Below are 14609 nucleotides of genomic sequence, written 5' to 3' on the forward strand. Positions count from 1 at the left end.
CTGGTCGCACGTACACCCGGACGGAGTCAGTCCGCTTCAAGGCGGCCACGCGGGGAACCCGGTAGTCCTCCCCGAAGCCCCCCACCCGCACGAGAGGGAGTGACACATCATGGTCGATCCCGGCGACAAGGAGTTCTACCACCGTTCGCCTCATGCCTGGATGCCCGAGGACCGCCCGCGCGGCGGGGGTCCGACGCGTCCGGTCAAGCACCGGGGGACGCTGGCGACCGTCCTGCTGATCGCCGCCGTCATCCTGGTGATCCTCGTGGGCATCGCCCTGTTCCCGTGATCCGCTCACGCCTGCTGGCCGCGCCCGGCGTCTACCGGCCCGGCCACGACACCGCGCTCCTGATCCGGGCCCTGGACAACGAGCCCGTCGCCCGCCGCTCCACCGTGCTGGACCTCGGGACCGGATCGGGAGCCCTTGCCCTGGCGGCGGCCCGCTCGGGCGCCCGGGTGACCGCCGTCGACATCTCGTGGCGGGCGGTGTGGACGGCGCGCCTCAACGCGCGCCTGGCCGGCCGCCCGGTGCGGGTGCGGCACCGCGATCTCGGCTCGGTCCACGGGCTCGGCCCGTTCGACCTGGCCGTCAGCAACCCGCCGTACGTCCCCTCGCCCCGGCCGCTGCCCCGCCGGGGCGCCGCGCAGGCGTGGGACGGGGGTCCGACCGGGCGCACCGTCGTCGACCGTGTCTGTGACGCCGCCGCGCGGGTGCTCCGCCCCGGCGGCGCCCTCCTCATGGTCCACTCCGCGCTGTGCGACGAGGAGATGAGCCTGGACCGGCTGGCCGGGCTGGGGATGAAGAGCGCGGTGATCGACCGCGCGTTCGTGCCGTTCGGGCCGGTCCTGCGCGGGCGCCGGAACTGGCTGTGCGCGCAGGGTCTCCTCGACCGGGAGGCCGCGTCCGAGGAACTGGTGGTCATCCGTGCCGAACTCCTCTGAACCCCGTGAGCCCCGCCCGTGCCGGATCAGGGCCGACCGCACGGGTCCGCTGCTCGTGGAGGGCCCGGTCGAGGTGACCGACGCCGACGGCGTGGTGCACACCTCCCGGCGCTTCCAGGTGGCGATCTGCACGTGCCGCCGCAGCCGCATCTACCCCTGGTGCGACACGAGCCATCGCCGCCACTCCCCCGCACCCCGGCCGGTGGACCCGTCGTGACGCCCGCCCCGCCACCGGAGCCCCGCGCCCACACACCTGAACTGCCGCCCGCCCGCGGAGCGTTGTCGCACTGGGTGACGACGGTGCTGACGCACGACGAGCCGACGCCGCCGCCTCCCGACGACGCGGCCGCCGACCCCTACGGCGACGACCTCCAGCTCGCCCTCTACGTGCTCTACGAACTCCACTACCAGGGTTTCCGGGGCGTCGACCCGGACCGGGAATGGGACCCCGGCCTGCTGGCCGTACGACGGCGGCTCGAACGGTGCCTGCTCGCCGCCCTGCGCGCGGACGCGGCCCCGCCCGGGAGCGCGGCAGACGTCCTGGACGACCTCCAGGCCGAGCCTCCCGCCGGGCACGACCCCGACAGCGTGAGCCACCACCTGCGGCGCGACGGCACCGCCCGGCAGTTCCGGGAGTACGCCGCGCTGCGCTCGCTCTACCACCTCAAGGAGGCCGACCCGCACGCCTGGGTCGTCCCGCGCCTGCACGGCCGGGCCAAGGCGGCGATGGTGGCGGTCGAGTACGACGAGTTCGGCGCCGGACGACCCGAGGACGTCCACGCCCGCCTCTACGCGGACCTGATGACGGACCTCGGCCTGGAGACCGCGTACGGCCACTACCTGGGCCGGGCCCCGGCCGCCGCCCTCGCCACGGTCAACGTCATGTCCCTCTTCGGACTGCACAGCGGCCTGCGCGGCGCCCTGGTGGGCCATTTCGCGGCGGTCGAGATCACCTCGTCCCCCGGGTCCCGCCGGCTCGCCGAAGGGCTGCGGCGCCTCGGCGCGGGCCCGGCCGCCCAGCGGTTCTACGACGAGCACGTGGAGGCCGACGCCGTGCACGAGCAGGTGGTCCGGCGCGACGTCGTCGGCGGCCTGCTGCGCGCCGAGCCCTCGCTGGACGGTGACGTCGCCTTCGGCGCGTGCGCCACCGGATTCCTCGAGGACCGGCTCGCCGCGCACCTGCTGAGCCGCTGGCGGCGCGGCGACAGCGCCCTGCTCGAACCCCTGCCGGAAGGAGCCCCGTGATGACTGCGCGAGCGGCGGTCTTCGACGTGGACGGAACCCTCGTCGACACCAATCACCTGCACGCCGTGTGCTGGTGGGAGTCCCTGCGCCAGGCGGGTCACCGGGTCCCCATGACCTCGGTGCACGGCGCCATCGGCCTCGGCTCCACCGACCTCCTCGCCCATCTCCTCGGCCCGGACCGGGACAAGGACGAGGACGCGGCCCTCAGCGCCGGCCACAAGGCCCTCTACGGCACCTGGCACCCGCGCCTCGCACCGTTCGACGGGGCGGCCGACGTCCTGCGCCGGCTGCACGAGGACGGCTGGCCCGTCGTCCTCGCCACCTCGGCGAGCGGCCCCGAGCTGGAGGCCCTGCGTGCGGCGCTCGACGCCGACGAGGCGATCGACGCGACCGCGAGCGCCGACGACGTCGACGCGGGCAAGCCCGCGCCCGAACCCGTGTGGCACGCGCTCGACCTCGTCGGGGCGGAGCCCGGGGACAGCGTCTTCGTCGGCGACTCGGTGTGGGACATGCGGGCGGGGCGCCGGGCCGGTGTCACCCCGGTCGGGGTGCTGAGCGGGGGCGTGTGCCGCGCGGAGCTGGAGGCGGCGGGCGCCGCGGAGGTGTACGCGGACACGGCGGACCTGCTGCGTCACCTGGACCGCAGCGCTTTCGGGCGCTCCTGAGTCCTCAGGCTCCCCGCAGTCCGGGCAGCACCTCGCTGCGGTAGAAGTCGAAGAAGCCCTGCTGGTCCGGGCCGATCTGGCCGACGTACACCTCGTCGAATCCGGCGTCGTCGTACGCGGAGACCGCGCGCAGATGCTCCTCGGCGTCGTCGCCGCAGACGGAGCCGTCGGCCACGGCCTGTTCGGTGACGAGGGAGGAGGCCTGTTCGAAGTGCGCGGGACTGGGCAGGACCTGCCCCAGTTCGCCGGGCAGGAACTGGGTGGGCCACAACCGGTGGACCGTCTTGACGGCCTGCTCCCGGTCGGTGCCCCAGCACACCTTGAGGCCGCCGAGGACCGGCTTCTGGCCGCCTCCGGAGCGGCGGAACTGGCCCACCAGTTCCTTGTCCGGCGTCATCGTGACGAAGCCGTCGCCGATGCGTCCGGCGAGCGCGGCGGCCTTGGGGCCGAAGCCGGAGACGTGGATGGGCACGGGCTCGTCGGGGACGGTGTAGAGGCGGGCGTTCTCCACGGTGTAGTGGCGGCCTCGATGGGTGACCTCGTCGCCGGTGAGAAGCTCGCGGATGACCTGCACGGCCTCTTCGAGCATCTGGAAGCGGACGTCGACGGCCGGCCAGGCGTCCCCGAGGACGTGCTCGTTGAGGGCCTCGCCGGTGCCGACGCCGAACCGGAAGCGGTTGCCGGTGAGCACCCCGGAGGTGGCGACGGCCTGGGCGTTGACCGCCGGATGCATACGGAGGGTGGGGCAGGTCACGAACGTGGTCACCGGCAGTGACGTCACCTGGGCGAGCGCACCGATCATCGACCAGACGAACGGGCTCTGCCCCTGCGCGTCGGTCCAGGGGTGGTAGTGGTCCGAGATCGCCAGGCACTCGAAGCCGGCCTGTTCGGCGGCCCGTGCCTGGTCCAGCAGCTCCGCCGGGGTGAACTCCTCGCTCGCCAGGAAGTATCCGTAGCGTGCCATCACTTGCTCCTCACGTGGTTCGGCCCCCGTCGCCCGCGAAGGCGATGTCCTGCCCCCTGAGTACGCGCGCCCCCATGTTCCTTCGCATCATCTCCAGTGCGGCGTCGGCCAGTTCGGGGTGGATGGAGGCGACGGCGTCGCTGACGACCGTCACGTCCAGGTGCCGGATGTGGGCGTCGAGCGCGGAGTACAGCACGCACTGTTCGGTGACCTGACCGCAAAGGATCACGTGCCGCACGTCCAGCTCCCACAGCAGGTACGACAGCGGCGTCTCGAAGAAGATCGAGTGCCGTGCCTTCACGACGAACAGCGCGTCGTCGTCGGGCGTGATCGGCTCGACGAGGTCCGCGTGCCGCCCGGCGAGCGCGGCGTCGACGATCTCGCCGTGGTGGGAGCGCCACTGTCCGAAGTTGTCGTTGGCGTACACGACGGGCACGCCGCCGGCCCGTGCGGCGGCCAGCAGCTCGGCCACGACCGGCACGATCTCGCGGGCCGAGGGAAGCAGCAGCTCCGCGTCCTCGTGGTCGTACGTGTTGATCATGTCGATCACGATGAGGGCCGCGGCACCGTCGTTGACTGGCACCGCTCCCGCGTACCCAGGAACATGGTCCTGAAGCGCGCCGCCGGGACTGGCCCGCGCCTGCGCGGGAACCCGGGCTCCGCAGACGACATCGGCCGGGGGCGCCCCCGGCCGCAGGCGAGCAGGAGATCCTCATGACACTCCAAGACCACCTGGTCACCGTGATGCTCAGCAACTGCACGGATGACGACGCGCACCGCGTCCTGTCCCATCTCGGGGTGCTGGCCGGCGCGCCCGGGCCCACCCCCGCGCCGGCCGGCGGCGGCTCCCACGCCCCGGCCCACCCGACGGTGTGGACCGCCGAGGTCGACCCGGAGGCCGGGCCGCCCGAGGCCGGTTCCGACGCCCGGGCCGCCGGCCTCGACGGGTCGGTGGCGCTGAACGCGCAGGGCTCGCCGCACGGCGTGCAGGCGCTGCGCGACGTCCTGGCGCAGGCCTTCACGGTGGAGGACACGGGGTCGGTCTCCGGTGACCAGGAACGCGACTGCCAGTTCCGGCTCACCGCGCGCTGAGCCGCCGGGTCCGTCGCGCTCACGCGGCCTGCGGCTGCGGGGCGCGGTCGGCGCTGTCACGGATCCGCGCGCAGCTGCGGCTGATGAGCCGCGAGACGTGCATCTGCGAGATGCCGAGCTCCTCACCGATGCGCGCCTGCGTCATGTCCTCGAAGAAGCGCAGGTAGAGGATGGTGCGCTCACGTTCGGGCAGGAGTCGCAGGCCGTCCTTGGCGGCTTCGCGGTCGGCGACGAGGTCGAAGCCGGGGTCGGGCGCGCCCAAGCTGTCGGCGAGGCTGTAGCCGTCGTCGGAGGGACCCATCTCGGCTTCGAGGGACAGGCTGCGGTAGCTGTTCAGCGCCTCCAGGCCCTCCCGTACCTCGTCCGGGGTCAGCCCCGTCTCGCGCGCGATCTCCTTGGCGCCGGGCTCCTTGTCGGGGTGCCCGGCCCGGTTCATGAGGTCGCGGCGGGCGAAGCGGACCCGGTTGCGCAGGTCCTGGACGCGGCGCGGGACGCGGACGTCCCACGTGTGGTCGCGGAAGTGGCGGCGCAGTTCCCCGGTGATGGTGGGCACGGCGAAGGGTTCGAAGGGGCCCTGCCCGGGGTCGTAGCGGTCGACGGCCTTCACGAGGCCGACGGCCGCCACCTGCTGGAGGTCCTCGACGCTTTCTCCCTTGTTCCTGAAGCGCCGGGCGAGGCGGTGGGCCATGGGCAGCCATGCCTCCACCAGTTCCTCGCTCAGCACGTCGTGTTCGGGTCCCCGCGGGCTGTCGGCGAGGCGGAGGAACGCCTGTTCGGTGTCGGGCGCGTCGTCGTGCACACGGTGAGTGGCCATAAAAAGGGGTCTCTCCTCGGCGTGGCTCGTCGTTTCGGTGAAGGGTCAGGCGGGCATTTCGCCGGCTTCTCTGCGGACCTGGGCGCAGCTTTCCCGGATGAGGCGCGACACGTGCATCTGCGAAATGCCGAGCAGGTCGGCTATCCGTATCTGCGTCATGTCCCGGAAGAAACGCAGATAGAGAATCGTGCGTTCGCGCTCGGGCAGATGGCTGAGGCCTTCCTTGGCCGCTTCGCGCTCGGCGACGCGGTCGTACGCCGGCTCGGACTCGCCGAGCGTGTCGGCGATGGTGCAGCCGCCGCCGTCGGAGAAGGACATCTCCGCGTCGAGCGAGCGTGCCTGGTAGCTGTCCATCGCGGACAGGCCCTCGCGGACCTCGTCCTCGGTCAGACCGGCCTGTGCGGCGATCTCCGCCACGCTCGGCTGCTGCCCGCCGGGCTGCTGCGTCAGGGCGCGGCGCGCGGCGCGGACCGCGTTGCGCAGGTCCTGGACCCGGCGCGGTACGTGCAGGTCCCACAGGTGGTCGCGGAAGTGGCGGCGCAGTTCGCCGGTGATGGTGGGCACCGCGTACGACTCGAACGCGCCGAGCGCGGGGTCGTAGCGGTTCACGGCCTTGAGCAGGCCGAGCGCGGCGATCTGCTGGAGGTCCTCCAGGCTCTCGCCCTTGTCGCGGAAGCGGCGCGCGATGCGGTGCGCCATCGGCAGCCAGGCCGTCACGGCCTCCTCGCACAGCAGATCGCGCTCGGCTCCGGGCTCGAGCCCGGCCATCCGCGCGAACAGTGCCGACGTGTCGGGAGCGTCGTCGTGACGGCGGCGGGTACGGCCTCGCGACCGCGCCCGGTCGATCCTTTCGGTGAGCATGAGAAATCGCTCCTCAACGAATTCGTTGAGCTGGATTCGCGAGAAGCACGTGCGCGTCACTCCGAGGAGCGTCATCTCCCCGGGGGGCGGCCGCGCCGCTCGCGGAAGATGCCTTCGCTCCAAAGCATCGACGTACGCGTACCCCACCATTGTCCGTCCGAACGGACCGATTTGGCCAACGCGGAACGCGCAAGCCTTTTGGAAGGTGCAAGGATGGGTCCGAGGGGGGCCTCACCCCGGAACGGTACGAAGATGAACAGCCAGAGCGCAGCCGTCGACGGCGGAACCCTGTCGAGTCACGCGGTGATCGGTGCCCCGTGCTGGGTCAGTCTGACCACCCGCGATCTGGAGGCTGTCCAGTCCTTCTACACCGCCGTCCTCGGCTGGCAGTGGCGGGTCGGCAAACTGGGCGATCGCTACCGGTTCGCGAGCGTGGACGGGGTGCCGGTGGCCGGTGTGTCAGCCGTTCGGAGCATGGGGGACACGGCTTTCGCGTGGACGCCGTTCTTCGCCACGGACGACGCGGACCGTGCGGTGTCCCGCGGCTACGAGCGGGGCGGCACGACGGCCCTGGGCCCGATCTCCTTCCCGCCCGGGCGGGCGGCGCTGCTCGCCGACCGCGACGGGGCCGTCTTCGGCATCTGGGAGGGCGAGCTCGTCACCGGCTGGGAGAAGTGGCGCGCCGCCGCCCCGGCCTTCATGGAGCTCCACACGCGCAACGCGTTCGACGCCGCCATGTTCTACGCGGAGGTCCTCGGCTGGGCCTCCGAGGCGGAGGGGTGCTGCGAGGCCTGTTACGAGGACGAGAGCGTCGTCCTGCGCAGCGAGGGCGAGGTCGTGGCCCGCATCCACTCGGGCGCGGTGGAGTCGGCGCCGGACCCGGCGATCCGGCCGCGCTGGCAGATCCACTTCGCGGTCGAGGACGTGGAGGCCTGCGCCCGTGCCGCGCTCGACCACGGCGGCTCGGTCCTCGCGCGGGCGGCGGGTCGTCCGGAGATCACGCTGAGCGATCCGGACGGCGCCCGTTTCGTGGTGTACGCGCGGCCGGCGGGCTGAGCCCCGCGCTCAGGCGGTGCGGGCGGGCCGGGACAGCAGGAGCAGGCTGTAGGGCGCGAGGAGGATCCGGCTCGCGGCCTTGTGCTCGGTCTCGTCCGCCTCGCCCCCGGCGTCCGTGGTGTCGATCCGGGTGGTCCAGCGTTCGCCGTACTCGGTGCCGGGCAGGTCGAAGGCGACGGGCTCCCGGTAGCTGTTCATGAGCAGCAGGAAGGAGTCGTCCACGACGCGGCGGCCGCGGGCGTCGGGTTCGGCGATGGCGTCGCCGTTGAGGAAGACTCCGAGGGCGTGGGCGTCGGGCCGCCGCCAGTCCTCGTCGGTCATCTCGCGCGCGTCGGGGCGCAGCCACACCAGGTCGGGCAGGGGCTGTGCGGCGCGGGTGTGGGTGTCGCCGCGGAAGAAGCGGCGTCTGCGCAGCACCGGGTGCTCGGTCCGCAGCCGGATGACGCGGCGGGTGAAGTCGATCAGCCGCCGCTGTTCGCCGGTGAGGTCCCAGTCGATCCAGGAGAGCTCGCTGTCCTGGCAGTAGGCGTTGTTGTTGCCCTGCTGGGTGCGGCCGAGCTCGTCACCGTGCGCGAGCATCGGGATGCCCTGCGAACACATGAGGGTGGCCAGGAAGTTGCGCTGCTGGCGCGCGCGGAGTTCGAGGATCGCGGGGTCGGTGGTGGGGCCTTCGACGCCGCAGTTCCAGGACCGGTTCGTGTTCTCCCCGTCCCGGCCGTCCTCGCCGTTGGCCTCGTTGTGCTTGGTGTCGTAGGAGACGAGGTCGCGCAGGGTGAATCCGTCGTGCGCGGTGACGAAGTTGACGCTGGCGCGCGGGCGCCGGCGGTCGTGCTGGTAGAGGTCGGAGGAGCCGGTCAGCCGGGAGGCGAACTCGGCGATGGTGTGGTCGGCGCCGCGCCAGAAGTCGCGTACGGAGTCGCGGTACTTGCCGTTCCACTCCGACCACAGCGGAGGGAAGTTCCCGACCTGGTAGCCGCCGTCGCCGACGTCCCAGGGCTCGGCGATCAGTTTGACGCGGCCGACGACGGGGTCCTGCTGGACGAGGTCGAAGAACGCGGACAGCCGGTCCACGTCGTGGAACTGGCGGGCGAGGGTGGCCGCGAGGTCGAAGCGGAAGCCGTCGACGTGCATCTCGGTGACCCAGTACCGCAGCGAGTCCATGACGAGCTGGAGGACGTTCGGGTGGTGCATCAGGAGGCTGTTGCCGGTGCCCGTGGTGTCGAAGTAACGGGCCGGGTCGTCGGGGTGCAGACGGTAGTACGAGGCGTTGTCGATGCCGCGGAAGGCGAGTGTCGGCCCGTTCTCGTTGCCCTCGGCGGTGTGGTTGTAGACGACGTCGAGGATCACTTCGAGGCCGGCCCGGTGCAGCGCCTTGACCATGGCCTTGAACTCGGGGACCTGCTCGCCGAGGGCGGGGTGCGCCGCGTAGGCGTTGTGCGGGGCGAAGAAGCCGATCGAGGTGTAGCCCCAGTAGTTGGTCAGGCCGCGGTCGACGAGGAACCCGTCGTGGATGTACTGGTGGACGGGCATCAGCTCGACGGCGGTCACGCCCAGCGAGGTGAGGTGCGCGATGACGGGTTCCGTCGCGAGCCCCGCGTACGTGCCGCGCAGCGCCGGCGGCACGTCGGGGTGGGTGCGGGTCAGACCGCGCACATGGGCCTCGTAGACGACGGTCTCGGCGTACGGCCGGCGGGGCGGCTTGTCGTCGCCCCAGTCGAACGAGGGGTCGGTGACGACCGAGACCAGAGTGTGCGGGGCGCTGTCCGCCGGCTCGGGGCCGTGCGGGGCCCGCTCGAAGAGCGCGGGATCGTTGTCGGTGGCCCCCTCCATCGCCCGCGCGTAGGGGTCGAGGAGCAGCTTGGCGGGGTTGCAGCGGTGGCCCGCCGCCGGGTCCCAGGGGCCGTACACCCGGTAGCCGTAGCGCTGACCTGGGCCGACCCCCGGGATCCGGCAGTGCCACACGAAGCCGTCGACCTCGGTGAGCGGGACGGTGCGGGAGGTGCCGTCGTCGTCGATCAGGACGAGGTCGACCCGTTCGGCGACCTCGCTGAACAGGGCGAAGTTGGTTCCTTCGCCATCAGGTGTGGCGCCCAGGGGGAACGGGCTGCCGGTCCAGATCTCCAAGCGCCTGCCTCCTGCGGTGTTCAGCCGGGCACGGGTACCGCGGCCGCGAGCGGTTCGGCCTCGGGCAGCCGCACCCGGCAGGTGAACCAGACGGTCTTGCCGGTGGGCGCGGGGTAGCTGCCCCAGCCGTCGCTCCACTCGGCGATCCGGCTCAGCCGGTCCTGGCGCCGGTCCTGCGGCGCGGCGATGTCGCGGTTGCGGTCCGAGACCGCGGTGACGAGGTGCTGCCCGGTCCACCACATCTCGACGACGGCCGTCTTGTCGGCGCCGTGGTCCTCAATGTCCTGGAGCAGCATCCGAGTGCAGTGGCACACGGGGTCCGCGAGCGTGCGCAGCCCCCAGTGCCGTAGATGTGCGGCGAGAATGCGCTCGACCTGCCCGATCTGCTCCGGGCCGACCTCCACGTCGAGGTGGTAGTGGCGGGAGAGCGTGGGTTCCATGGTTCTGGCTCCTCTCGGCGAAGCCTGCTGCCCGTCGCACCGGCAGCGGCACGGGGTCCCGGACACGGAGCGTGAGCAGCAGTCGCTCCTGGGTCACTCCAGCCTGGGAGGACCACCGCCGGCGCGCAACAGGAACCACGCCCGCCCCACGCGTCGCCGAATCCCCAGACGCGCGTCGTTGAATCCCCAACAGGACGCAGGGTGTTCGTGCATGCACTATGAGTGAGGCGAACTCCCTTCCGCGTGGACCGACCCCCGGTTCGCGCGCGCCACGGTTCGGCATTGAGCCACGTGCGGGGAGCACGCCCCGACAAGAATGGTGACCCCCGTGGTGATCATGCCCGCCAAAACCGAGGTCGCGCGTCATCTGAGGTACTACCGGGCGTGGGAACGGCTCACGCTCGCCCACCCCGCCGACCGGGCCATCCGCATGCGCTTCGAGGACAGTGCGTACACCTTGTGCGTGCTGATGGGCGAGTGCCAGGCCCGGACGGCCGCCGACGCCGCCGAGCAGTACCTGCGTCACGGCACCGTCCGGCCCGCGCGGCCGGGTCCCGTGAACGCGCCTTTGTGATCCGCACCCAAGCATCCGCGTCGATGAATCCGCGTCCTTGGCCCCACGCAGGACCGGCGAGGAGAAACCGATGTTGTCAGCCTTGGCAGAAGGCTCCGTACTGACCGCCACCGTGCTGGTACGGGACGTCCAGCCGCTCGTCGACTGCGGCCGGCGCCCGGCGAAGGCGGTACCCGGCGAGACCTTCGAGGTCACCGCCACCGTGTTCGCCGAGGCGGGGACCGCGGTCGGCGCCGATGTCGTGCTGCGCGGTCCGGACGGCCGCGCGGGTCCCTGGACCCCGATGCGCGAGCTGTCCCCCGGCACCGACCGCTGGTCCGCGGAGGTCACCCCGGACGCCGAGGGCCGCTGGACGTACCGCGTGGAGGCCTGGACGGATCCGGTGACCGACTGGCGGCGGGCCGCCGAGGTCAAGGTCCCGGCCGGTATCGACAGCGGGCTGATGCTGGAGGAGGGCGCTCTCCTGTACGGGCGGGCGGCGCTGGGTGTTCCGCCGGGGGCAGAGCGCCGGGTGCTGCTGGCCGCCGCGGAGGCCCTGCAGGACGAGGAGCGGACCCCGGCCGAACGGCTCGGGGCCGCGCTGACTCCGGAGGTGACGGCCGTCCTTGCCCGGTATCCCCTGCGCGAGCGGATCACCCGCTCCCCCGCCCTGCCGCTGCTGGTGGAGCGGGAGCGGGCCCTGTACGGGTCCTGGTACGAGTTCTTCCCGCGCTCCGAGGGCGCGGTCGTCGAGCCCGGCAGGCCGCCGGTCAGCGGCACGTTCGCGACGGCGGCCGAGCGGCTGCCCGCGATCGCCGCGATGGGCTTCGACGTCGTCTACCTCCCGCCCGTCCACCCCATCGGCACCACCCACCGCAAGGGTCCGGACAACTCCCTGACCCCCGGCCCGCACGACGTCGGCGTCCCCTGGGCGATCGGCTCCCCGGAGGGCGGTCACGACGCGATCCATCCGGACCTGGGCACGCTCGACGACTTCGACGCATTCGTGGCGCGAGCCCGCGAGCTGGGCCTGGAGATCGCCCTCGATTTCGCGCTCCAGTGCTCCCCCGACCACCCCTGGGTGGAGAAACACCCGGAGTGGTTCACCCATCGCGCCGACGGGACGATCGCGTACGCGGAGAACCCGCCGAAGAAGTACCAGGACGTCTATCCGATCGCCTTCGACCGGGACCTGCCCGGGATCGTCGCCGAGACGGTGTGCCTGCTGCGGCACTGGATGGCGCACGGGGTACGGATCTTCCGGGTCGACAACCCGCACACGAAGCCGGTGGCGTTCTGGGACGCGGTGCTCGCCGACATCAACGGCACGGACCCGGACGTCGTCTTCCTCGCGGAGGCCTTCACCCGGCCTCCCGTGATGCGGGCGCTGGCGCAGGCCGGCTTCCAGCAGTCGTACACGTACTTCACGTGGCGGGAGACGAAGCGGGAGCTGACCGAGTACCTGACCGAACTCTCCACCGAGACCGCCGCCTTCCTGCGGCCGAACTTCTTCGTGAACACGCCGGACATCCTGCCCGGCCACCTCCAGGAGGGCGGGCGCCCCGCGTTCGAGGCCCGGGCCGTGCTGGCGGCGACGCTGGCACCGAGCTGGGGCGTGTACGCCGGGTTCGAGCTGTGCGAGAACACCGCGGTGCGGTCCGGCAGCGAGGAGTACCTCCACTCGGAGAAGTACGAACTGCGGCCCAGGGACTGGGAGTCGGCCGGGCGGGAGGGCCGCACGATCGCCCCGCTGATCACCCGGCTCAACGAGATCCGGCGGGCCCATCCGGCGCTGCGCTTCCTCAGGAACCTCCGCTTCCACGAGGCCGACAACGACGCGGTGCTCGTCTACAGCAAGCGCGAGGGCGACGACACGGTCCTGGTCGTCGTGAACCTGGACCCGCACCACACCCAGGAGGCCACGGTCTCCCTGGACATGCGTCACCTGGGACTCGCCCCGGACGCCACCGTCCCCGTACGGGACGAACTGACCGGCGAGACCTACCACTGGGGCCGGTCCGCGTACGTGCGCCTCGAACCGGGCCGCGCGCCCGCGCACGTCCTCGCGGTCGGCGACCGTCCGCACCACTGACCGGAGGGTCACCCGCATGATGTTCATGAACGAGCCCGTTCCCGACACCTTCGAGGACACGCCCGCCAAGGACCGCGACCCCGACTGGTTCAAACGCGCGGTGTTCTACGAGGTCCTCGTCCGCTCCTTCCAGGACAGCAACGGCGACGGCGTCGGCGACCTGAAGGGCATCACCGCGAAACTCGACTATCTGCAGTGGCTCGGCGTCGACTGCCTCTGGCTGCCTCCGTTCTTCAAGTCTCCGCTGAAGGACGGGGGTTACGACGTCTCCGACTACACGTCGGTGCTGCCGGAGTTCGGCGACCTGGCGGACTTCGTGCAGTTCGTGGACGCGGCGCACCAGCGCGGCATCCGCGTGATCATCGACTTCGTCATGAACCACACCAGCGACCAGCACATGTGGTTCGAGGAGTCGCGCAAGAACCCCGACGGTCCCTACGGCGACTACTACGTGTGGGCCGACGACGACAGCGGCTACGCGGACGCCCGGATCATCTTCGTCGACACCGAGGCCTCCAACTGGACGTACGACCCGGTGCGGGGCCAGTACTACTTCCACCGCTTCTTCTCCCACCAGCCGGACCTCAACTACGAGAACCCGCGTGTGCAGGAGGAGATCCTGGCGGCGCTGCGCTTCTGGCTGGACCTCGGCATCGATGGCTACCGCCTGGACGCGGTGCCGTACCTGTACGCGGAAGAGGGCACCGACTGCGAGAACCTGCCCGCCTCCCACGCCTTCCTCAAGCGGGTCCGGGCCGAGATCGACGCCCACTATCCCGACACGGTGCTGCTGGCCGAGGCGAACCAGTGGCCCGAGGACGTCGTCGACTACTTCGGCGACTACCGCTCCGGCGGCGACGAATGCCACATGGCCTTCCACTTCCCCGTCATGCCCCGCATCTTCATGGCCGTCCGCCGCGAATCCCGCCACCCCGTCTCCGAGATCCTCGCCAAGACCCCCCAGATCCCCGCCGGCTGCCAATGGGGCATCTTCCTGCGCAACCACGACGAACTCACCCTCGAAATGGTCACCGACGAAGAACGCGACTACATGTACGCGGAATACGCCAAAGACCCCCGCATGCGCGCCAACATCGGCATCCGCCGCCGCCTCGCCCCCCTCCTCGACAACGACCGCAACCAGATCGAACTCTTCACCGCCCTCCTCCTCTCCCTCCCCGGCAGCCCGATCCTCTACTACGGCGACGAGATCGGCATGGGCGACAACATCTGGCTCGGCGACCGCGACGCCGTCCGCACCCCCATGCAATGGACCCCCGACCGCAACGCAGGCTTCTCCTCCTGCGACCCCGGCCGCCTCTACCTCCCCACGATCATGGACCCCGTCCACGGCTACCAGGTCACCAACGTCGAAGCCGCCATGTCCTCACCCTCCAGCCTCCTCCACTGGACCCGGCGCATGATCGAGATCCGCAAACAGAACCCCGCCTTCGGCCTCGGCACCTACACCGAACTCCCCTCCACCAACCCCGCCGTCCTCGCCTTCCTCCGCGAACACGGCGACGACCTCGTCCTGTGCGTCCACAACTTCTCCCGCTTCGCCCAACCCACCGAGCTGGAGCTGCGGGAGTTCGAGGGGCGCGAGCCCGTCGAACTCGTCGGCGGTGTCCGCTTCCCCGCCATCGGCGAACTCCCCTACCTGCTGACCCTGGCCGGACACGGCTTCTACTGGTTCCGCCTGTGCGAGAGCGTCCCTCCGCGTCTGCCGGCGGAACCCGGGATCCGCCTGTGAAAGGACAT

At 71.5% G+C, this 14609-nt stretch carries 16 protein-coding genes; 10 read left to right on the forward strand and 6 right to left on the reverse strand.

The window, feature by feature from the left end; all coding sequences use genetic code 11:
* The first annotated feature begins 109 nt into the window (after positions 1–109).
* The 5 genes from IAG42_RS03250 to IAG42_RS03270 are packed head-to-tail and all read left to right on the forward strand — an operon-like array spanning position 110 to position 2852.
* Positions 110–289 (forward strand): hypothetical protein, encoded by a 180-nt coding sequence (locus IAG42_RS03250; protein ID WP_188335491.1) that lies wholly within the window; start codon positions 110–112, stop codon positions 287–289.
* Positions 286–942 (forward strand): HemK2/MTQ2 family protein methyltransferase, encoded by a 657-nt coding sequence (locus tag IAG42_RS03255; protein WP_188335492.1) that lies wholly within the window; start codon positions 286–288, stop codon positions 940–942. The genes IAG42_RS03250 and IAG42_RS03255 overlap by 4 nt, the downstream gene beginning before the upstream one ends.
* The gene (locus tag IAG42_RS03260; protein WP_188335493.1) at positions 926–1159 is read left to right on the forward strand and encodes a CDGSH iron-sulfur domain-containing protein; all 234 of its coding nucleotides are present in this window, start codon (positions 926–928) and stop codon (positions 1157–1159) included. Before IAG42_RS03255 ends, IAG42_RS03260 begins: the two co-directional genes overlap by 17 nt.
* A complete protein-coding gene (locus IAG42_RS03265; RefSeq protein WP_394811184.1) occupies positions 1156–2187 on the forward strand; it encodes an iron-containing redox enzyme family protein in 1032 nt (343 codons plus the stop codon). Before IAG42_RS03260 ends, IAG42_RS03265 begins: the two co-directional genes overlap by 4 nt.
* A complete protein-coding gene (locus IAG42_RS03270; protein WP_188335494.1) occupies positions 2187–2852 on the forward strand; it encodes an HAD family hydrolase in 666 nt (221 codons plus the stop codon). The genes IAG42_RS03265 and IAG42_RS03270 overlap by 1 nt, the downstream gene beginning before the upstream one ends.
* Positions 2853–2856: 4 nt before the next feature.
* Here IAG42_RS03270 and IAG42_RS03275 read toward each other — a convergent pair whose 3' ends face one another.
* Both IAG42_RS03275 and IAG42_RS03280 read right to left on the reverse strand, forming a co-directional pair.
* Positions 2857–3816: a TIGR03557 family F420-dependent LLM class oxidoreductase gene (locus IAG42_RS03275; protein ID WP_188335495.1), complete on the reverse strand. Its 960-nt coding sequence runs from the start codon at positions 3814–3816 to the stop codon at positions 2857–2859.
* Positions 3817–3826: 10 nt separating this feature from the next.
* Complete coding sequence (locus tag IAG42_RS03280; protein ID WP_223205836.1) at positions 3827–4399, reverse strand: cysteine hydrolase family protein; 573 nt, start codon at positions 4397–4399, stop codon at positions 3827–3829.
* Between the two features lie 131 nt (positions 4400–4530).
* Between IAG42_RS03280 and IAG42_RS03285 the strand changes: the two genes are divergently transcribed.
* Positions 4531–4908, forward strand: a complete 378-nt coding sequence (locus IAG42_RS03285; RefSeq protein WP_188335496.1) for a hypothetical protein — start codon at positions 4531–4533, stop codon at positions 4906–4908.
* 19 nt (positions 4909–4927) lie between these two features.
* On the opposite strand, the gene IAG42_RS03290 is transcribed toward IAG42_RS03285, so the two are convergent.
* A complete protein-coding gene (locus IAG42_RS03290) occupies positions 4928–5722 on the reverse strand; it encodes a SigB/SigF/SigG family RNA polymerase sigma factor (RefSeq protein ID WP_188335497.1) in 795 nt (264 codons plus the stop codon).
* A 45-nt stretch (positions 5723–5767) separates the two neighbouring features.
* Positions 5768–6583 carry a SigB/SigF/SigG family RNA polymerase sigma factor gene (locus IAG42_RS03295; protein ID WP_188335498.1) on the reverse strand — a complete coding sequence of 272 codons (816 nt, stop codon included), beginning with the start codon at positions 6581–6583 and terminating at the stop codon, positions 5768–5770.
* Positions 6584–6835: 252 nt separating this feature from the next.
* Here IAG42_RS03295 and IAG42_RS03300 point away from each other — a divergent pair, with 252 nt between their 5' ends.
* Positions 6836–7639 carry a VOC family protein gene (locus IAG42_RS03300; RefSeq protein ID WP_188335499.1) on the forward strand — a complete coding sequence of 268 codons (804 nt, stop codon included), beginning with the start codon at positions 6836–6838 and terminating at the stop codon, positions 7637–7639.
* Between the two features lie 9 nt (positions 7640–7648).
* Here the strand turns inward: IAG42_RS03300 and glgX are convergent, their stop codons facing one another.
* Positions 7649–9763, reverse strand: coding sequence for a glycogen debranching protein GlgX (gene glgX / locus IAG42_RS03305; RefSeq protein ID WP_188335500.1), 2115 nt, complete (start codon positions 9761–9763; stop codon positions 7649–7651).
* 20 nt (positions 9764–9783) lie between these two features.
* A complete protein-coding gene (locus tag IAG42_RS03310; protein WP_188335501.1) occupies positions 9784–10203 on the reverse strand; it encodes an ATP-binding protein in 420 nt (139 codons plus the stop codon).
* A 331-nt stretch (positions 10204–10534) separates the two neighbouring features.
* Here IAG42_RS03310 and IAG42_RS03315 point away from each other — a divergent pair, with 331 nt between their 5' ends.
* The 3 genes from IAG42_RS03315 (at position 10535) to treS (ending at position 14601) form a co-directional block, all read left to right on the forward strand.
* Complete coding sequence (locus IAG42_RS03315; RefSeq protein ID WP_188341160.1) at positions 10535–10777, forward strand: DUF5133 domain-containing protein; 243 nt, start codon at positions 10535–10537, stop codon at positions 10775–10777.
* A 70-nt stretch (positions 10778–10847) separates the two neighbouring features.
* Positions 10848–12848: an alpha-1,4-glucan--maltose-1-phosphate maltosyltransferase gene (locus IAG42_RS03320; RefSeq protein ID WP_188335502.1), complete on the forward strand. Its 2001-nt coding sequence runs from the start codon at positions 10848–10850 to the stop codon at positions 12846–12848.
* Between the two features lie 19 nt (positions 12849–12867).
* The gene (gene treS, locus IAG42_RS03325) at positions 12868–14601 is read left to right on the forward strand and encodes a maltose alpha-D-glucosyltransferase (RefSeq protein WP_188341161.1); all 1734 of its coding nucleotides are present in this window, start codon (positions 12868–12870) and stop codon (positions 14599–14601) included.
* Positions 14602–14609 lie beyond the last annotated feature (8 nt).

Origin of the sequence: Streptomyces xanthii (assembly GCF_014621695.1) — a bacterium.
Lineage (GTDB): Bacteria > Actinomycetota > Actinomycetes > Streptomycetales > Streptomycetaceae > Streptomyces > Streptomyces xanthii.